The sequence below is a fragment of the Empedobacter sedimenti genome (assembly GCF_030005555.1).
GTDB lineage: Bacteria > Bacteroidota > Bacteroidia > Flavobacteriales > Weeksellaceae > Empedobacter > Empedobacter sedimenti.
Window position 1 is genome coordinate 22545 of record NZ_JASCQG010000002.1, and the last position, 20172, is coordinate 42716.

General features: G+C 31.5%; 16 protein-coding genes. 10 read left to right on the forward strand and 6 right to left on the reverse strand.

The features are described from left to right. Nucleotides 1–60 precede the first annotated feature (60 nt). Genes rsmA through QHG34_RS02405 form a run of 3 tightly spaced genes read left to right on the forward strand, consistent with a single transcriptional unit; the run spans nucleotide 61 to nucleotide 2648 of the window. Nucleotides 61–828 carry a 16S rRNA (adenine(1518)-N(6)/adenine(1519)-N(6))-dimethyltransferase RsmA gene (gene rsmA, locus QHG34_RS02395; RefSeq protein ID WP_282628548.1) on the forward strand — a complete coding sequence of 256 codons (768 nt, stop codon included), beginning with the start codon at nucleotides 61–63 and terminating at the stop codon, nucleotides 826–828. 3 nt (nucleotides 829–831) lie between these two features. Beyond that, a complete protein-coding gene (gene mgtE, locus QHG34_RS02400; RefSeq protein WP_282628549.1) occupies nucleotides 832–2187 on the forward strand; it encodes a magnesium transporter in 1356 nt (451 codons plus the stop codon). Nucleotides 2188–2198: 11 nt separating this feature from the next. Continuing rightward, the gene (locus tag QHG34_RS02405) at nucleotides 2199–2648 is read left to right on the forward strand and encodes a GyrI-like domain-containing protein (protein WP_282628550.1); all 450 of its coding nucleotides are present in this window, start codon (nucleotides 2199–2201) and stop codon (nucleotides 2646–2648) included. Nucleotides 2649–2729: 81 nt separating this feature from the next. Here QHG34_RS02405 and QHG34_RS02410 read toward each other — a convergent pair whose 3' ends face one another. From QHG34_RS02410 to QHG34_RS02420, 3 genes are all read right to left on the reverse strand, one after another. Then, on the reverse strand, nucleotides 2730–3032 hold the full coding sequence (locus QHG34_RS02410) for a type II toxin-antitoxin system RelE/ParE family toxin (RefSeq protein ID WP_282628551.1): 303 nt from the start codon (nucleotides 3030–3032) through the stop codon (nucleotides 2730–2732). Next, nucleotides 3016–3252, reverse strand: coding sequence for a hypothetical protein (locus tag QHG34_RS02415; protein WP_282628552.1), 237 nt, complete (start codon nucleotides 3250–3252; stop codon nucleotides 3016–3018). The genes QHG34_RS02410 and QHG34_RS02415 overlap by 17 nt, the downstream gene beginning before the upstream one ends. 90 nt (nucleotides 3253–3342) lie before the next feature. Beyond that, nucleotides 3343–4494 (reverse strand): sensor histidine kinase, encoded by a 1152-nt coding sequence (locus QHG34_RS02420; protein ID WP_282628553.1) that lies wholly within the window; start codon nucleotides 4492–4494, stop codon nucleotides 3343–3345. 158 nt (nucleotides 4495–4652) lie between these two features. Here QHG34_RS02420 and QHG34_RS02425 point away from each other — a divergent pair, with 158 nt between their 5' ends. Together QHG34_RS02425 and odhB are read left to right on the forward strand one after the other, a co-directional pair. Continuing rightward, the gene (locus QHG34_RS02425) at nucleotides 4653–7442 is read left to right on the forward strand and encodes a 2-oxoglutarate dehydrogenase E1 component (RefSeq protein ID WP_282628554.1); all 2790 of its coding nucleotides are present in this window, start codon (nucleotides 4653–4655) and stop codon (nucleotides 7440–7442) included. Between the two features lie 12 nt (nucleotides 7443–7454). Beyond that, the gene (odhB, locus tag QHG34_RS02430; protein WP_407080897.1) at nucleotides 7455–8696 is read left to right on the forward strand and encodes a 2-oxoglutarate dehydrogenase complex dihydrolipoyllysine-residue succinyltransferase; all 1242 of its coding nucleotides are present in this window, start codon (nucleotides 7455–7457) and stop codon (nucleotides 8694–8696) included. Between the two features lie 68 nt (nucleotides 8697–8764). On the opposite strand, the gene QHG34_RS02435 is transcribed toward odhB, so the two are convergent. Further along, entirely contained in the window at nucleotides 8765–11077 is a 2313-nt protein-coding gene (locus QHG34_RS02435; RefSeq protein ID WP_282628556.1) for an outer membrane beta-barrel family protein, read from the reverse strand. Between the two features lie 137 nt (nucleotides 11078–11214). On the opposite strand from QHG34_RS02435, the gene QHG34_RS02440 reads away from it, so the two are divergent. After that, complete coding sequence (locus QHG34_RS02440) at nucleotides 11215–12762, forward strand: helix-turn-helix domain-containing protein (RefSeq protein ID WP_282628557.1); 1548 nt, start codon at nucleotides 11215–11217, stop codon at nucleotides 12760–12762. A gap of 62 nt (nucleotides 12763–12824) precedes the next feature. Here the strand turns inward: QHG34_RS02440 and QHG34_RS02445 are convergent, their stop codons facing one another. Together QHG34_RS02445 and QHG34_RS02450 are read right to left on the reverse strand one after the other, a co-directional pair. Next, nucleotides 12825–14405 (reverse strand): FMN-binding glutamate synthase family protein, encoded by a 1581-nt coding sequence (locus tag QHG34_RS02445; protein WP_282628558.1) that lies wholly within the window; start codon nucleotides 14403–14405, stop codon nucleotides 12825–12827. 220 nt (nucleotides 14406–14625) lie between these two features. Then, complete coding sequence (locus tag QHG34_RS02450) at nucleotides 14626–16221, reverse strand: ABC transporter substrate-binding protein (protein WP_282628559.1); 1596 nt, start codon at nucleotides 16219–16221, stop codon at nucleotides 14626–14628. A 59-nt stretch (nucleotides 16222–16280) separates the two neighbouring features. On the opposite strand from QHG34_RS02450, the gene mtaB reads away from it, so the two are divergent. The 4 genes from mtaB (at nucleotide 16281) to QHG34_RS02470 (ending at nucleotide 20149) form a co-directional block, all read left to right on the forward strand. After that, entirely contained in the window at nucleotides 16281–17618 is a 1338-nt protein-coding gene (mtaB, locus tag QHG34_RS02455; protein WP_282628560.1) for a tRNA (N(6)-L-threonylcarbamoyladenosine(37)-C(2))-methylthiotransferase MtaB, read from the forward strand. A gap of 108 nt (nucleotides 17619–17726) precedes the next feature. Then, entirely contained in the window at nucleotides 17727–18257 is a 531-nt protein-coding gene (locus tag QHG34_RS02460) for a DUF4136 domain-containing protein (protein ID WP_282628561.1), read from the forward strand. Between the two features lie 104 nt (nucleotides 18258–18361). Continuing rightward, nucleotides 18362–18964 (forward strand): porin family protein, encoded by a 603-nt coding sequence (locus QHG34_RS02465; RefSeq protein WP_282628562.1) that lies wholly within the window; start codon nucleotides 18362–18364, stop codon nucleotides 18962–18964. A gap of 54 nt (nucleotides 18965–19018) precedes the next feature. Continuing rightward, nucleotides 19019–20149, forward strand: coding sequence for a carboxypeptidase-like regulatory domain-containing protein (locus tag QHG34_RS02470; RefSeq protein WP_282628563.1), 1131 nt, complete (start codon nucleotides 19019–19021; stop codon nucleotides 20147–20149). Nucleotides 20150–20172: the final 23 nt, after the last annotated feature.

A 20172-nucleotide genomic window follows, 5' to 3' on the forward strand; every position in this document is an offset into this window, starting at 1 on the left:
ACATATTACGATAGATATTCTGCGAATAGTTGGTTAAAGAAAACTTAAAATTTAGAATTTTTGAAAGTAAAAGCTAAAAAACATTTAGGTCAACATTTTTTGAATGACGAAAATATTGCACGTGATATCGCCGAGGGTCTTACTTGGGAGGGATACGATCGTGTATTGGAGATTGGACCTGGAATGGGAGTGTTGACAAAATATATTTTACAAGCGAAGAAGAATATTGAAGTTGTTGAGGTTGATACAGAGTCAGTTGAGTATCTTAAAGAATATTATCAACCATTTTATCCAGGATTTAAAATACATTCTGAAGATTTTTTGAAAATGGATTTTTCATCAAAGTTTGATGAACAAATTGCAATTCTCGGAAATTTTCCGTATAATATCTCATCACAAATCATTTTTAAAGCTTTAGAAGAACGATATACAGTTCCTGAAGTTTGCGGAATGTTTCAGAAAGAGGTTGCAGAGCGCATCGCTTCAAAAAAAGGTACAAAAGATTATGGTATACTTTCTGTGTTAGCACAGGCTTATTATCATTGCGAGTATTTGTTTACTGTTCCAGAACACGTTTTTACACCACCACCAAAAGTGAAATCGGGTGTAATTATTATGAAACGTTATCGTACCGAAATTGAAGGAATAGAACAAAAAAGATTCTTTCAAGTAGTAAAAGCTGGTTTTGGACAAAGAAGAAAAACACTTCGTAATGCATTAAAATCTCTTGGTATACCAGAAGATTTAAATGATCACGAGTTTTTGAATATGCGCGCTGAGCAATTATCTGTCGAAGATTTTATTGAGTTAACGAAAAGAATGAAATAGATTATGGAGTTGAAAATTACAAAAGATTTTATTGAGTTATTAAATGAGAGAATTAATGAACAAAATGCAAAAGAGGTTAAGGAAATGTTGCAAGATTTGCACCCTGCCGATATTGCTGAATTGTTTGACGAACTTTCGACCAAAGAACAATCTTTTGTAATTGATTTACTCGATAATGAAATTTCCGCCGATATCCTACTTGAATTAGAAGAGGACGATCGACGTAAATTCCTTAAAACGCTTACCGCAAAAGAAATTGCCGAAGATGTCATCACCGAAATGGATACTGATGATGCAGTTGACGTTATTAATGAGCTTTCTGATGAGAAGAAAGACGAGGTTATTGCTCAATTAGAAGACCAAGAACATGCTCGAGAAATTGTAGATCTTTTACGCTATGACGAAGATACAGCGGGAGGTTTAATGGGAAAAGAGTTGATTAAGGTCAACAAAGATTGGTCAGTAATTACAGCTGTCAAACAGATGCGAAAACAGGCAGAAGATCTTGAAGAAGTTTTTTCGATTTATGTTGTAGATGAAGCAGATAAGTTGTTAGGAACTTTAAGTTTAAAACGCTTGTTAACAACGTCTGCTAATACAAAAGTAGCTGATGTTTTTAACGAAAAAATTCAATATGTAAAAACTTATACAAGTGACATGGAGGTTGCGAAAGTAATAGAAAAATATGACTTGTATGAGGTTCCGGTTGTAGACGAATTAATGCGTTTAGTTGGTGTGATTACGGTAGATGACGTTATCGACGTAATTCGAGAAGAGGCTGAAGAAAATTATCAATTAGCAGCCGGTATTACTCAGAACGTAGATTCTGATGATAATATATGGAAATTAACAAGAGCTCGTTTACCATGGCTTTTGTTAGCTTTGGTAGGTAGTTTTGTGGCAGTTAATGTTTCGCAGAGTTTTAGCGATGCAATGAACTTGTATCCGCAATTATTCTTTTTTACACCACTTGTGGCAGCCATGGCAGGAAATGTCGGTGTACAATCTTCTGCAATTATTGTACAAGGTTTGGCAAATAGTAATATTACAGGTTCTATTTGGAAAAGACTTGGTAAAGAAATGTTATTAGCATTGTTAAATAGTACTTTATTAGCACTTGTACTTTTGTTAGCGACGCATTTTTTAATGAGTACGAGTTACGAAATTTCTTCAACAATAGTTTTAGCATTGGTTATTGTAATGATTTTAGCAAGTTTGATAGGTACTTTTATTCCAATCATGTTGAATAAATATGGTGTAGATCCTGCAATTGCTACAGGTCCATTTATCACAACAAGTAATGATATCTTTGGATTGTTAATCTACTTTTCTATTGCGAAAATGATTTTAGGATTTTAATATAAGAAATTATGAAATTTTTAAAAATAATAGGAATTGCAACTCAAACTTCTAATAATGATGGGCAAGCGATTGAAGATTTGGGTAAATTGTGGGCGCAATTTTTCGGAGATAATATCATAGCTAAAATTCCAAATGCAATTAGCTCAGATATTTATTCAGTTTATACGGATTACGAAAGTGATTTTAGAGGGAAGTATACGACAATAATTGGTTGTGAAGTTTCTTCGTTAGATGAAATTCCAGAAGGAATGATTGGTCGTGAATTTGAACCGCAAACATTCAAAAAATATATAGCAAAAGGAGAATTGCACGAAGCAGTAGGAAGAACTTGGACAGAAATTTGGAACGATGATGCAAATCTTAATCGTACCTATATTTATGATTACGAATTGTACACAGAAAAAGCTCAAAATCCTGAAGATGCAGAGATTGAGATTTATATTGGTGTGAAAGAATAGTAATTAGTAATGAAACGCTAGAATTTAGATATAAGAAAACAATATTAAAAAGATGAGCTGAAAAAACTTTCAGTTCATCTTTTATTTTGGATATTTTGTAGGGTTTCTATGCGTATTAAAAACTGCTTTTATAAGAATCATTTTTTGTTTCTCATCTAGCGTGTAAAAAATAATATAAGGAAACTTCTTCATTGGTTTACCTCTAAAATTTTTGTAATAAACATTGTAAAATGGATTTTGTCTAATAATTTCAACATTTATTTCATAATCTTTCAAAAAGCTTTGCACAACTTTTAGTGTTGTATTTTCCCTGTAATAAGTTATTGCCTCTTTAATATTTGCTTTTGCAATAGGAGAAATACTAACTTTATAATCCGTATTCATTTTTAACTTCTGCTAAAAAATCCGCATTGTTTTGGTATTGAGTTAAAGGCAAATTTTCTTGATTATCCAAGATTTCTTTTTGTTCGTCACTTAATTCAAATTCAGTTTCTTGATTATGTTTAAAAGTCAGAAAATCAATATAACGCTCAACTTCTTCCAAAAGTGATTCAGGAAGTTGCTTTAATTTCAAATTCACTTGTTCAATAGTAGTTGCATTCATATTTATAGATTTTATAAAACAGATGTCGTTCTAACAAAGTTACAAAAAGTATACCTTATATAGTATTAAGATTTTATGTGATATTTTCGATTATTTCCTCAACAAAATCTTGAATTCAGTTCCCGTTTCTTTAGAAGATTTTGCTACAAATATTTTTCCTTTGTGATATTCTTTAATAATTCGTTTAGCTAACGATAATCCCAATCCCCAACCACGTTTTTTGGTTGTAAATCCAGGTTCGAAAATCTTTTTCTGTAACTTGGTCGGAATTCCAGAACCTGTATCAGCAATAGAAATTTCGACAAATTTATTCTTAGTTGTAATTGAAATATCTAAAACGCCTTTGTTTTGCATTGCATCGGCGGCATTTTTCATTAAATTTTCTACCACCCAACTGTATAAGGATGCATTAAGATTAATATTAAACTCATCTACATCAGCTTTAAAATTAACCTCAATTCCTTTAGAAATACGTTGCGAAATATAATCAACAGTTTGTTTCGAAGTCGAAATAATATCGGTTTGCTTTAATTCAGAAGTCGAACCAATTTTAGAAAAACGTTCGGCAATATGTTTCAATCGGTCAACATCTTTTTCAATTTCTATAACCGAAGTTTGATCTATTTCTTCTAATTTCAATAATTCTACCCAACCCATCAAAGATGAAAGTGGTGTCCCGATTTGATGAGCAGTTTCTTTTGCCATACCAGCCCATAAATAACTTTTTTCGGTATCACGAATTGTTTTGAAATACCAATAAGCAAAACCAAAAAAGGCGATAACAAGTAAAATGATGATAAAAGGATAATATTGTAATTGATTAAGAAGTTTTGAATTTTTAAAATAAATGTAATTTTTGCTACCAATTAACTCAATTTCGATGATTTGATCAGAGCGTTTCATGTTCGTAACATACTTGTTTAATTGAACAGAATCTTTGGTTATCGATTCGTCAATATTTTTGGTGTCAACAATCATATTTTTTTCATCGACTAATGCAACCGGAATTGTTTTGTTGTCTTCGATTAATTTGAACAAAAAATCTTGCGTTTTTGAATCTAAAAACTCTGATGAACTTACTAATTCTAATGCTTTTGCATAGTTTTCAATCCGTTTATGTTCTTCATGTTTTAATTCTTGTACAACTTTGTTACTTGACCAAATTGTTAGGATAAAAATGGTGAAAATAATAAAGAAGCCAATCCAACGGTTATTTATTTTTTTTGTTAGAAAATTTCTCATCTAAATGTAAAATCTTTCTTAAATTTATATCAAATGTAACAAATATTTGATTATAATATATTTTTATGGCGTGATAGAATAAATATGATGAAAGTAATTTTTTTTAAAGTCTTAAATAGTTTATTTTTGTAGCTAAAATCTCATAGAGAGTAAAATTTATGGATCGTTTTTCGTTTTTAAATGCCGCTCATTTAGAGTTTATAGGCGACTTATATGATCAATACATCCAATACCCGGATAGTATTGAACCAAGTTGGAAAGCTTTTTTCCAAGGATATGATTTTGCGAATGCAACATATGATGGAGAGCCATTATTTGCACCAGCAGCTCAGTCAGCTCCAGCAAGAGCTAGTCAATCAGTACAAGCAGTAGTTAATCCAACTGTTGCAGCTCAAGTTCCTGAAAATGTACAGAAAGAATTTAAAGTGATCAATTTGATTGATGCTTACCGTACACGTGGACACTTGTTTACTAAGACTAACCCAGTTAGAGCACGTAGAACTTTTGAACCTTCATTGGATATCAAAAACTTCGGATTGACTGATGCGGATTTGAATTTAACATTCAACGCTGGTGAAATTTTAGGAATTGGTGGTCCAATCACATTACGTGAGATTATTGGCCACTTAGAAAACATGTACTGCGAGTCTATCGGAATCGAGTATATGTATGTAAGAGAACCTCAAAGAATTAATTGGATTCAGAATTGGTTAAACCAAAACTTGAATCAACCAAAATTATCGAAAGAGGAAAAAGAAAGAGTTTTAGAGAAGTTAAACGAAGCAACAGCTTTTGAAAACTTTATGCACACAAAGTATGTAGGACAAAAACGTTTTTCTGTTGAAGGAAACGAGTCTTTGATTCCTGCATTAGACACGTTAATTAACAAGTCTGCAGAGCATGGAGTAGAAGAAGTTATTGTGGGGATGGCTCACCGTGGACGTCTTAACGTATTAGCTAACATCTTTGGAAAATCTTATTCTCAAATTTTCTCAGAATTTGAAGGAAAAGCATTTGATACAGATTTAATGGCTGGTGATGTTAAGTATCACATGGGATCTTCTAATCAAATCAAAGCAATTAACGGGAAAGATATTCGTATCAACTTAGCACCAAATCCATCTCACTTAGAGACAGTTGATGCAGTTGTAGAAGGTATTACGCGCGCTAAAGCTGAAGAGGATTATAACGAAGATTACTCTAAAATTATTCCTATCTTAATTCATGGAGATGCAGCAGTAGCTGGACAAGGAATCGTTTACGAAGTTGTTCAGATGGCTGGATTAGACGGATATAAAACAGGTGGTACTGTACACGTTGTGGTAAATAACCAAGTTGGATTTACAACTAATTATTTAGACGCACGTACATCTACTTACTGTACAGATGTTGCAAAAGTAACATTGTCTCCTGTTATGCACGTTAACTCTGACGACGTAGAAGCTGTAGTACACGCTTTCCGTTTCGCAGCAGATTATCGCGCACAATTCGGTTCTGATGTATTTATCGATTTATTAGGATACCGTAAATATGGACATAACGAAGGTGATGAACCAAAATTCACTCAACCTAAATTATATAACTTAATCGCTAAACACCCTAATCCTCGTGAAATTTACAAGGATAAATTATTAAAAGAAGGTGTAATTGGTGAAGAAATCGTTAAGCAAAAAGAAGCTGAATTTAAAGCTTTATTAGAAACAAATTTCGAAGCATCTAAAGAAATCGAACGTAATCACATTTTCCCTTTTATACCGGAAGAGTGGGAAGGTTATGAAATTGCTGATGAAGCGAAAGTTTTTGAAACTGCAAATACAGCTTACGACGAAGCTAAATTAAAAGAAATTGCAAAAGCAGTATCTACTGTACCAGAAGGTAAAAAATTAATCAAGAAAGTTTCACGTTTAATTGAAGGACGTGCAAAAATGATTGAAGATGATAAAATCGACTGGGGATTAGGAGAAGCTTTAGCTTTCGGTTCTATCTTAACAGACGGACGTAACGTGCGTGTATCTGGAGAAGATGTAGAACGTGGTACTTTCTCTCACCGTCATGCAGTTGTTAAAACTGAAGACACAGAAGAAGAAATTATTTTATTAAACCATATCAATAATGAGCAAGGTCAATTAAGAATCTACAACTCATTATTATCTGAATATGCAGTTTTAGGATTTGATTACGGATATGCAATGGCTAATCCAAAAGCATTAACTATTTGGGAAGCACAATTTGGTGATTTCGTGAATGGAGCGCAGATCGTGATCGATCAGTATATTTCTGCAGCAGAAGATAAATGGAAATTACAAAACGGTTTGGTAATGTTATTACCTCATGGTTATGAAGGACAAGGAGCAGAACACTCTTCAGCTAAATTAGAGCGTTTCTTACAATTGTGTGCTGGTAACAATATGTTTGTTGCAAATATCACAACTCCAGCTAACTTCTTCCATGCATTAAGAAGACAGGTTGTAACAGACTATCGTAAACCATTGGTTGTAATGTCTCCAAAATCATTATTGCGTCATCCATCAGCTGTATCTTCATTAACAGATTTTTCTAACGGAGGATTCCAAGAGATTATCGAAGATGTAACTGTAGATGCGAAAAAAGTGAAAAAAGTAGTTTTCTGTTCAGGAAAAATCTACTACGATTTAGACAAAAAACGCCAAGAATTAGGAGATACAGAAACTGCAATTATTCGTTTAGAGCAATTATATCCATTAAACGAAGAGAAAGTAGATGCAATCATCTCTAAATTTGGTAAAGCTAAATTGATTTGGGCACAAGAAGAGCCAGAGAACATGGGAGCTTGGACATATATCTTACGTAAGTTAAGAAAATATCCATTCGACGTTGTTTCTCCAGTAGAAAGTGCTGCTACAGCACCAGGTTCAAGCAAACGTTGGGCTGCAATTTACGAAGAGGTAATTAATAAAGTATTTAAATAAAAAATAAAGCTAATAGATATGTTAGAAATGAAAGTCCCATCACCAGGGGAATCAATCACAGAAGTAGAGATCGCTACGTGGTTAGTAAAAGACGGTGATTACGTAGAAAAAGACCAAGCAATTGCAGAGGTAGACTCAGATAAAGCAACATTAGAATTACCAGCAGAAGAAAGTGGAATTATCACTTTGAAAGCGGAAGAAGGTGATGTTGTAGAAGTAGGACAAGTTGTTTGTCTTATTGATACATCAGCTGCTAAACCAGCAGGAGGTAGTGCTCCAGCTGCAGAAGCACCAAAAGCTGAGGTTAAAGAAGAAGTAAAAGCTGCTCCAGCTCCAGTTGCTACACCAGCACCTGCTGCTCCAGCTGCAACTTATGCTACGGGAACTCCATCTCCGGCTGCTAAAAAAGCTTTAGATGAAAAAGGAGTTGACGCTTCTCAAGTTGTAGGTACAGGTCGTGATGGACGTATCACTCAAGAGGATGCAGTTCGTTACACTCCAGCTATGGGACAAGCTCCTGTATCAGGTGTACGTTCTTCTTCAGAGAAAAAATTATCTTCATTACGTCGTAAAATTGCTCAACGTTTAGTTTCTGTTAAAAACGAAACTGCAATGTTAACAACATTCAACGAAGTTGATATGTCAGCAATTTTTGAATTACGTAACCAATACAAAGACGAATTCAAAGCTAAACATGGTGTTGGTTTAGGATTTATGTCTTTCTTTACAAAAGCAGTTACTCGCGCATTAGAGTTATACCCAGACGTAAACTCTATGATTGATGGTGACTACCAAGTAAAATTTGATTACTCTGACGTTTCTGTAGCTGTATCAGGACCAAAAGGTTTGATGGTACCAGTTGTACGTAACGCAGAAAACTTAACTTTCCGTGGTGTTGAGCAATCTATCAAAGATTTAGCAATCAAAGTACGCGATGGTAAAATTTCTGTTGATGAAATGACAGGAGGTACATTTACAATCACTAATGGTGGTGTATTTGGATCTATGATGTCTACGCCAATCATTAACCCACCTCAATCAGGTATCTTAGGAATGCACAATATCGTTGAGCGTCCAGTTGTTAAAAACGGACAGATTGTTATTGCTCCAATGATGTATGTTGCATTATCTTATGATCACCGTATTATTGACGGACGCGAATCTGTAGGATTCTTAGTTGCAGTTAAAGAAGGTGTTGAAGATCCATTAAATGTATTAATGGGAGGTGATGCTAAAAGAGCTTTAGAATTATAATTTAAATACAGTTCTAACAATCCATAAATTAAAAGCCGTTCGTAAGAACGGCTTTTTTGGTTTTGATATTATCTAATTCTATTTTCGTCTTCGTTTACTTTACTTTCTTTAGAAATTGATTTGTTTAATCGTCCAAAATTATACTTTATTCCGACAGAAAATTCTTGATTATCAACATGAAATACGTTTTTAGAATTGATTTGTTTGTAATCTAAAACTTCTCGGAATTCCATTTGTTTGAATAAATCATTAAAGCGAACTGTAAAATCGAAGTTTTTGTAAGATTTCGATAAACCAAGATTAACGATTACTTGAGAGTTTCGTTCGTAAATACCTTCTGTTCGTTTTGTTAACCAATATCCATCTAGCATAAAATTAAAATCTTTTCCTATTCTAAAATTGTGATTAGAATATAGATATAGATAAGGTGTAGATTTTCTTAAATAAGCCGTTTTATCTTCGATTTCTGAGTAAATAAGATATAAACTTGTCTGTGAGGTCCAGAATTTATACTGAAATGGCGCGTCAATTCCGAACGAATAATTTTTCTCTTTATCAAAATTAACTGAAGTAAAAGTTGATATATTTCTTGAATCATCATAAACCAAAGTATAACCTAATGGATTTTTACTTTGATAATAACTCACTGTAAAACTCCAATTTTTAAGCGCATAATTAGCAGAGATTGTATTGGTGTAGGTTGGTAAAATATTAAAATTGCCACTGTATTCTATATACGGACTTCCGTACAGATTTCCAGACGAAATATTGCTGTAATTTGGTCGGTCAATGCTGCGTTTATAAAAGAACGTCAAATTGTTATTTTCGTTGATTTTATAATTAATTTCTGCATTTGGAAACCAATCTACATACTTTTTATCAATATCAGTTAATTGTTTTGTTTCGTTGAAACCTTCCGAGTTTGTTGTTTCAAATCTTAAACCAGCTTTATAATTCCAATCTTCATAATCTTTTGAGTATTGTGTGTAACCTGCAATATTAAGCTCTGTGAAATGATATAAAAAGTGCTCAGTTTGGTTGTTCTGAAAAATTGTTTCATTATTCGTTTTTGCTTTAGCGTAGGTAAATCGGCTACCGAACTCAATTTTTTGATCAGACTCCAATTTCTTTTCTACATCAAATTTGGCTGCCACGACATTGATTCGGTATTTCTGATAGCGCGATTGATTATAACTTAAACCTTTATCATTTATATTATTATAAAAATCATACGTTGTTCCTGTGTTATAAATAGTGTATTGTAAACCAGTTAAAATACTTGCGTCAATTGACTTAATATTCTTATTGTAATTCATCAAAGTATTCACAAAATTTCGATGATTTTCGTTGTCATTAAGCGTTAGAATTGATTGATTAACGTTATTTTCAGTATAGTTTGTGTTGGTGTCAATCAAACCTTTATCTTTTCTGAAATTCGAATTAATAGCGAACGAAAGATAATCTCCAGTGTCATTTAATTCCTGAAAATAACTTGTATTCACAATAAAATGTGGACGTTTTGTTTCAGATTTTATAAGATAATCTGAAGCAATGTTTTTACCTTTTACAGTATAATCAAACCCATTTCCTTCCCACGGATTAAGCTGATTATAAGAAGCATTTATTTTGAATTCGCTTTTATTCTTACGAAACTGAAAAGTAGAATTGAAGTAATTATTAAACTTTCTTTTGAAGGATACAGTTTCTTGTAGTGTTAATTTAAGACCTTCTTTTTTACTACTTTTAAGATTAATTTTTACAACAGATTTTCCGTTAGCTTCATATTTTGCTGAAGGATTTTTAATAATTTCAATTGATTTTATATCCTCTACAGCCAAGCCCAATAGTGTAGAAAAATCAACTTGTTGATCGTCCAAATATAATAATGGAGTGCCTTTGCCTATCATGGTCAAAGATTCTTTGTCAGCGCCTAATATAATTCCAGGTAGTTTTGATAATAACTCAGTAGAATTAGTTGTTTTATTTAAAGTAGAATTTGCTACATCAACGATAAGATTTCCGTTTTCTATTTTGAATGTTTCCTTTCTACCTTTCACGATTACTTCGTTGATATGGATTGTTTCGTTAAAAGTTAATTGAAACGTTTTATTCTCATTCAAATAAAAAGGTTTTTCTTCTTGAATTGTTTTATTGTAAATAATTGAAATTGAGTAAGTTTTTGGTTCTAATTCTTTAAATTCGAATTTAGAATTTTCTGTATGAGTTGTTTTAATAATGTTTTGCAAATCATCATATAACACAATTTCTGCTAGAATAGGTTTTTGATCTTTTTCTGAAGTTAGATTTCCAGTTATTGAATATTTTTCTTGCGCAAAAATGGAAGTGCTGATGATGAAGAGAATAATTTGTAGAAATTTCATAAAATAATTGTTAGTAATTGTTTTGCGATTAAAAGTTTTTGTACAAACAATTTTAATTTATATTTTTAAATGATTTTCAACCATTTGGGGTTAAATGATCATTGGTTACAACTTTATTTAAAATAAAGATTTACAGTATGTTATATTATAGAATTTCTGAAAATAGACTTTTAAAAAGTATAAGTCTTATTCTATTCATATTCAGTTCGATAAATTTGTTAGGTAAAACTCAAGTCGATAAAGCAGAATTTCTTCGTCAAAAAAATAATGATTTGGTAGAAGAAAATCTAAGAATTATTGATTCTACTATTGCAACAGCTTATCGTTTGAATGATAAATTGGTGTTGAGTGAAGCTTATATCGAAAAAGGAAATTATTTTTTAGAACAACGTAATTACAACAATGCTTTGAAGAATTTTACGATTTCAAAGCAAGTTTCTACTGAGATTAAAGATGATTTTATTTATTATTCATCAATAGTTGGAATTGCAAAAACGAAAGAAAATTTAAATGAAATTAAAACAGCCATTAAGTTATACGAAGACAGTTTAGTTTTTTTTGAAAAACATAAAGAAGAATCAAAATCATTTAGTACTTATTTAGCAATTCTGGGAAAATTATCTTATTTAAATAGTAAAGTAAATCAACTAAATAAAAGTGATTATTATAATAAAATAGAATTGTCAGAAACAAAAGATACCGTAAATTATCAATATGCTTTAAAAAATAAAGCTATTATCGATTTTTATAAGAAAGATTATAAAAGAGCTTTTGTAACGCTAAAACAAGCTCAACGAACTTTTTGGAATTTAAATGACATTAAATGGTATGTAATTTCGGAGCAATTTTTAGGTGAAATTTTATACCAACAGAATAATAATGAAGAAGCTTTTAAGTATTTTGAAAATGTTGTTGAATTTTCGAAACAATATAAATTAGTAGATGAGGAGTTACGACTTTCTTATGAGAGAGTTTTGGAATACAATGAAATGAATGGAAATAGGCAAGATAAGCTTGCTTCTGTAAATAACTTGTTGTCGTTTGATAGTATGTTTTACGCTAACGATAAAACTATTCTAAAACCTAATTTGGACAAGTACGAGAATACTTACCTTAAAACGGAGCGCAATTTATTAAATCAGCAGAATAAGGACATCAAGAATATGATGTTTTTAGGATTTGTTTGTTTGATTGTTTTTGGAGGAATCGTTTTGTTTAAAATCAATCATCATCATAAAAAGAAGAAATTTATTTTACAGACTCAAATTGAAGAATTGAATTCGGATCATAATGATTTATTGAATCATAAAAAAAGCAAACAACCTGAAAAATTAGATAAAATTGACGAAAATTTTGAAAATAGTTTATTATTATTTGAAGAAAAGGAATTATTTCTCAATCCAAAAATAACCTTGAATGATTTGGTTATAGAGCTTAATTCAAACCGAACGATTGTGTCTAGTTATATTAACAGGTCGAGAGCAAAAAACTTTAATCAATATATAAATGAGTTAAGAATTAATCATTTGTTAAAGCGTTTTGTTGATGAACCTAATATCAAAAAATATACAATTGATGCATTGGCAGAAGAAACTGGTTTTAATTCGAGAAAAACATTTTCAGACGCTTTTTTAGAACATACAGGTTTCCGACCTTCTAATTATATTAAAAAGAATAAATTATAGATTTAAAACAAAAAAAGCATCTCAATTTGAGATGCTTTTCTGTTATTTATATTCTAATAAAATTAGTTTTTCAATAAAGCTCTTTGTCTTACTTCTGCCAAAACATCTTCAGCATCTCTTCCAATATAGCTATTTTCTTCTACAACTGGATATAACTGATCATAAGCCATTACTTTAGTATTATCGATACGTAAATTAACGTGAGAACGGTTAAAATCTCTGTGTGATTTTACACCAGTAGCCGAAATTAATTCAGATAAAATATGCATTGTTTTCTTGTGGAAATTATACATACGTGTTGCTTTGTCTTCAACATCTAAACCTTTCATCAATTCACGATCTTGTGTCGCAACACCAACTGGACATGTATTTGTATTACATTGTAAAGCTTGGATACAACCAACAGCCATCATCATAGCACGAGCAGAATAAACTAAATCTGCACCAATCGCCATTGCACGAGCAATGTGGAAAGAAGAAATAATTTTCCCTGAAGCTACAACACGAATGTCTTTCTTAAGACCATAACCACGTAAAGTGTCAACTGCAAAAGCTAAACCATCTAATAATGGCATACCCAAAGAGTTTGAGAACTCTACAGGAGCCGCTCCAGTTCCACCTTCACCACCATCAATCGCAATATAATCTGGTTTGATACCTGTTTTGATCATAGCTTCACAAATCTCGATAAACTCACGTTTGATACCAATACATAATTTGAATCCAACTGGTTTTCCTCCAGATAATTCTCTTAATTGTTTGATGAAATGTAACATTCCTTCAGCATCTGAGAAAGCAGAGTGAGAAGGAGGTGAATCTACTGTTGTATATGGTTCTACAGCACGAATTGCTGCAATTTCTGGTGTATTTTTATTGGCTGGTAAAATTCCTCCGTGTCCTGGTTTAGCACCTTGAGAAATTTTCAACTCAATCATTTTTACATTTGGTAAAGTAGCACGCTCTACGTATTTATCAGGATCAAATCCTCCATCTTTTGCACGACATCCAAAATATCCTGTACCAATTTGCCAAATCAAATCTCCACCTGGTTGTAAGTGATAAGGAGAAATACCTCCTTCACCTGTATTGTGCGCAAAGTTTCCTAATTTAGCTCCTTTGTTCATTGCTAATACAGCGTTTTCACTTAACGATCCGAAAGACATCGCAGAAATGTTCAATAAACTCGCTAAATAAGGTTGTTTACATTCGCTTCCACCAACTTTTACACGTGGATCATCAGCATGTTTTATTTTTCCAGCATACATCGAATGATTTAACCATTCGTATCCAGGTTGATAAACATCTAATTGCGTACCGAAAGGAACAGTGTCAATTACATTTTTTGCACGACGGTAAACCATACTACGCATCAAACGATCGATAGGTTTTCCTTCTGTATCCGTTTCTACAAAGTATTGCATAATTTCTGGACGAATACTTTCTAATAAATAACGACCATGACCTACAATAGGGAAGTTTCTTCTAATAGCGTGTTTTGTTTGCGTAATATCCGCAGTTCCTAAGGCTATTAAAGGAAGAACAATTATTAAAGACCATAAAATACCTGGCCAAAAATAAGCAATTACACCTATTGCAACAAGGGTAATGATAGATCCTACTACGAAAAGCTGTCTTACTTTCATAAGTAAAAATTTAAATGATTTTGATTAAAAATTTGGTGTCAAATATATCTAAAAAAACTCGGTTTAACGCCTTTAATTCTGAAATTATTTCTTTTAAAAGATTGATTTCAAACGTTAGAGAAAACCGATTATTTCAAATAAGTTAACAATTATCTAATGTCGTGAAATAAAATGAAAAATTATTTAGTTTTTTTTAAAAGATGTTCAAAGTTTTGACTTCTTACTTAACCGTATCATCTTTGTAAACTCGCGTTAAATCCAATAATTTGATTGGTCCCATAGAAAAATTCTTAACCTTTTTATTTAAAAACAACGTTGTCTGATCATAGAATAATGGTATGATTGGAGCGTTTTGCATCATCAAAGCATCCATTTTTTGATAAAGTTTAGCGCGTTCTTCTGGATTATTGATTAAAAATGCTTGCTCATACATTTTATCAAATTCACCATTTTTGTAATGTGAATAATTTGGACCTTCTGGCGCAAAGTTTTTCGAATAATATAAGGACAAAAAGTTTTCCGCATCTGGGTAATCTGCTCCCCAATTCGCTCGGAACAACGTAAATTTTCCCGTTGCTTTTCCATCACGCATCGTTGGTCCAGGTACAACATTCACTTTTATTGGTAAACCTAATTTTGCCATTTCCGCCGCAATATATTCGCAAACATCTACATATTCTTGTACAGTTGTCAATTCGATTGGTGTAATTTTTCCGTTCGATTTTTTATAGCTATTGATTAATTCGCGTGCTTTTTCGGGAGAATATTTGTAACCACTTTCTGGCGAATAACCTGGTAAACCTTTCGGAATGAAACCTCCATCTGCTTCAAAAGCTTGACCTTTCATCATATATTTGATGATTTTGTTTTTATCAACTCCATAATTCAACGCTTGACGCAATTTCAAATCAACAGCGTTTGGAGCATCAAGGTAAAAACATAAATAAACGGTACTTAGATAAGGAACTTTCTGAATCGTTAAAATATTTGAATATTTTGGATTCAAATCTCCGATTGGATTTAAAATTTCGTCTTTATAAGATGGATCCAAATCTGCCATCATATCCAAATTACCTTTGATTAATTCTAAAAATTCTGAATTTTTCTCTGGTAAAAATGATAAATTAACCGCTTCTAAATATGGTAAACGTTGTCCTTTTTCATCAAACTCAAAATACTTTGGATTTTTTCTAAAAACCATTTTCACATTATCTTCCCAAATTTTGAATTGAAAAGGACCTGTACCAATTGGATGTTTCAAGAATTCTTCGTTTCCATTTTTGAATAATTCTTTTGGAACAACAGATGCATATTTCATCGAAATTAATCCCAGAAATGCAGGATAAGCTTCTTTCAATTTAATTTCAAAAAGTGTATCATTTATCGCTTTATACGAATCGATATTATTCATAATCCAACCTCCAGAACCTCCGGCTTTCGGATCTTTTAAACGATTAAAACTATATTCAAAGTCAGAAGCAGTAACAATTCGAGTCGAATCTTTTCCAAAAGCTTCATGTTTATGAAAAAAAACATCATTTCTCAAAGTAAAAGAATATGTTTTTCCATCTTCTGAAATTGTCCATGATTTTGCAATATCGGGTTGAATTTCTAATTCGTTATCAATTTTTACCAAACTGTTGTACATTAAATTACATGCCCACGTATTGGCTTGTGTTCTCGCATTTATCGGATCTAAAGAAGAAATATTATCGTAACGATTTAATTTAAATACTTTGTTTTCATCGATTTCAATTTTCTTAGAACACGAAAACATTGAAACGAATAACATAATGTAGATAAAGTATTTAGTCATTTTGAATAGCTGATTTATTTATGTTTCAAAACTATGGATAATTTCTTAAATTTGCAGCTATGAATAATCAAACTAAAACAGTTGCATTTCATACATTGGGATGTAAACTTAATTTTTCTGAAACTTCGACGATCGCAAGAAACTTGAAAGATAATGGATATCAGAAGGTTGAGTTTACAGATTCTGCGAATGTGTACGTAATCAATACATGTTCGGTAACCGCAAATGCAGACAAAGAGTGCAGAACGATTGTGAAAAATGCAATGAAAGCAAATCCAGAAGGTTTTGTTGTCGTTGTAGGTTGTTATGCGCAGTTGAAACCGCAAGAAATTGCGGAAATGGAAGGTGTTGATTTGGTTTTAGGAGCTGCAGAAAAATTCAATATTGCTGAATATTTAGACGATATCAATAAAAAAGAAGAAACAATTGTACATTCTTGTGAGATTGAAGAAGCCGATTTTTACGTTGGTTCTTATTCAATTGGTGATCGTACGCGTGCCTTTTTGAAAGTGCAAGATGGTTGCGATTATAAATGTACGTATTGTACAATCCCTTTGGCTCGTGGAATTTCGCGTTCGGATACAGTTGAAAATGTCATCAAAAATGCGAATGAAATTGCACAAAAAGGAATCAAAGAAATTGTATTAACAGGTGTAAATATTGGTGATTACGGGAAAGGTGAATTCGGGAATAAAAAACACGAACATACTTTCTTGGAATTGGTGCAAGAATTAGATCAAGTTGATGCGATAGAACGAATCAGAATTTCTTCTATTGAGCCAAATTTATTGAAAAATGAAACAATTGATTTTGTTTCAAAAAGTAATCGATTTGTTCCACATTTTCATATTCCGTTGCAATCGGGTAGCGATGAGATTTTGAAAAAAATGAAACGTCGTTATTTATCTAATCTTTATTTAGATCGTGTTACAAAAATTCGCGAAGTGATGCCAAATGCGTGTATTGGTGTGGATGTAATTGTTGGTTTTCCTGGAGAAACAGAAGAGATATTTATGGAAACATACAATTTCTTGAACGAATTACCAATTAGTTATTTACATGTATTTACTTATTCGGAACGTGATAACACAGAAGCTATCGAATTTGAAGGAGTTGTGGGTCAAGGAGAGCGTAAACGTCGTAATAAAATGTTGCGTATTTTATCGGAGAAAAAACGTCAAGCTTTTTATCAATCTCAATTAAATACGACTCAAAAAGTATTGTGGGAACATGATAATAAAGATGGAAAAATGTTTGGTTTTACAGAGAATTATGTAAAAGTTCAGACAGATTTTAATCCAGAATTAGTTAACGAAACGCAAATTGTAGATTTGGTTAGAATCAATCACAATGGAATAGTTGAAGTGAAAGTTCACGAATTAGAATTAGCAAAATAAAATTGTAAATATTAGTTAAAAAGAAGTTTGAGGTATTCAAGCTTCTTTTTTTTAATTTAACTTTACAATTGGTAATAATAATTGTAAATTTAATAAAAATTTAAAGTCATGAAAATTATACATTTTACTTTTATAATCTTGTTGTCTTTATTTGTAACTAGCTGTGGAACAGTACAAGTTAGTACAGATTATGATAGATCAGTAAATTTTTCTTCTTATAAAACCTATTCGTATCACGAAAAAGGTTTAGAAAAGCTGAAAGTAAATGATTTAGATAAAAAACGTTTGTTAACAGCAATTGACACTCAAATGGCAGCAAAAGGTTTCACTAAAGTATCTTCTGGAGCTGATTTAGTTGTTAATTTATTAACTAGTTCTAAAGAACAAGTTTCTGTAAATAATAACAATTGGGGGTACGGACCTTATGGTTATTATGGTGGATATTACGGTGGTTCTAATGTTTCGTCTTATCAAGCAGGGACTATTATCATTGATATTATTGATGATCAAAAAAATATTTTGGTTTGGCAAGGAGTTGGATCTGACCTTAACTTGAGTAATGTTAGTGCAAAAGCAGAAAGAATACCAAAAGCAATAGAAGAAATTTTAGCTAAATTTCCACCGCAATTAAGTAAATAACATTTAATTAGATAAATTAAGCTCTTCATGTGAAGGGCTTTTTTTTCGGAATGAAAATTGTATTAAAAAAATCTTTAATTTTGTTAAAAAATATACAACAACTTATGAAAAATTTAAAAACCAATCTACTTAGTTTATTTCTTTTAAGTTTATCTACTTTATCTTTTGCTCAGATAGAATTTGGTGTAAAAGGAGGTGTAGGTCTAAGTAATACTACAGTTGTTCATGGTGTTTCAAAAGAAAGATTTGGATTTACAGGTGGAGCTGTAGCTAAGTATCAATTGACAACTAAAAATGAGAATCATTATTTACAAGCAGAAGTTTTATATTCTAACCAAGGAGAGTTTTCTTTGTACAAAGAAGGAGGTGAAAAATATAAAGCATTCTTGAATTATGTTAATGTACCAATTATGTACAAATACTATTTTGATGATCAAGGAAAAGATTTCTTTGTAGAAGCTGGTCCACAACTAGGTTTCAAAGTTTCAGAAAAGTTTGATGAAGACGAGCCAGAGCGTACGAATAACGTTCCTAAATCTTTTGATTTAGCCCTTAATGTAGGTGGTGGTTATTCGATCAATCGTCAAATAGAGTTCAATTTACGTTACCAATATGGTTTGATTGACACTTACGATTATAATCGTTGGAATAACGGAACAAATAGATCTTCGATGCTATCATTAAGTGTTTTATACTTCATAAAATAAAATCAAAACCGCTGAAAAGCGGTTTTTTTATTATCTTGTTTAAAATTTTTGAGCATGAATTTTAAACAAACTTACTTTTTGTTAGTTTTTCTTTTATCCGTTAGTGTATTTTCTCAAAACAAGATTAAAGGAAGTATTGTTGACGAAAATTCAAAACCAATTATTCATGCATCAATTTATGTAGATGGTTCTACGATACAAACAAAAACCAATGAAAAAGGTGAATTTGAGTTAAATCTTCCAAACGGACAATATAATCTAATTGCAAAAGCTGATTTGTTCGAAAACTTTATTCTCGGAATTAAGACAAATCAAAATCAATACTACAAAATAGTTTTAGAAACAGAAGTTATTTCTTTACAAGAAACTACTGTACAAGCTATTTCTAAAGAAGATTGGGCTTTTTTTTATCAAACTTTCTTGAAATTATTTTTAGGTTCTAATGAAGCTGCGCAAAAATGTAAGATAGAGAATCCAAAAGACTTACGATTTAATTATAATAAGCAAACAAAGGAGTTAAAAGCAAGTTCGCGCAATCCTTTAATTATTACCAATAATTATTTAGGTTATAAGATTGAATATGATTTGATTGATTTTAATGTAAATTATCAAACTAACTATGTATTAACGCTCGGAACTGCTTTTTTTACTGAATTAAAAGGAAGTTCGTCAAAGCAGAATAAATGGAATCAGAATAGAAAAAGTTCTTATTTGGGAAGTGTTTATCATTTTATGAAAGCTATTTATGATAATAAACTTGAAGAACAAGGGTATGATATAAAACGATTAGTAAGAAAAGATAATCCAGAATATGTAAAGTTTAAAGAAGAGACGTTGTTAGGAGGTAGGATTGAAGGTAAAATTCCTCCAAAAATAATTACTTATTTGGTCAATCAAAAAGTACCATACGATAGCTTAAAGGTTGTAGATGGAAAAAATCAATTCCTTAATTTTAAAGGATTGTATTCGGTTGAGTATAAAAGAGAAAAAGAAGATTTGGATTACGCAAAATACAATGGCTCGAAATATATAAGCAACCAATTATCTATTTTTGCGTTACGCAGTGATTTATTGAAAATAGAAGAAAACGGGACTTATTATCATCCTGCTGATTTGATTGTAGAAGGATATTGGAGTTGGGAAAAAATTGCCAACATGGTTCCGATGGATTATAAAATTGAATAAAAAAGTCGCTCATTGAGCGACTT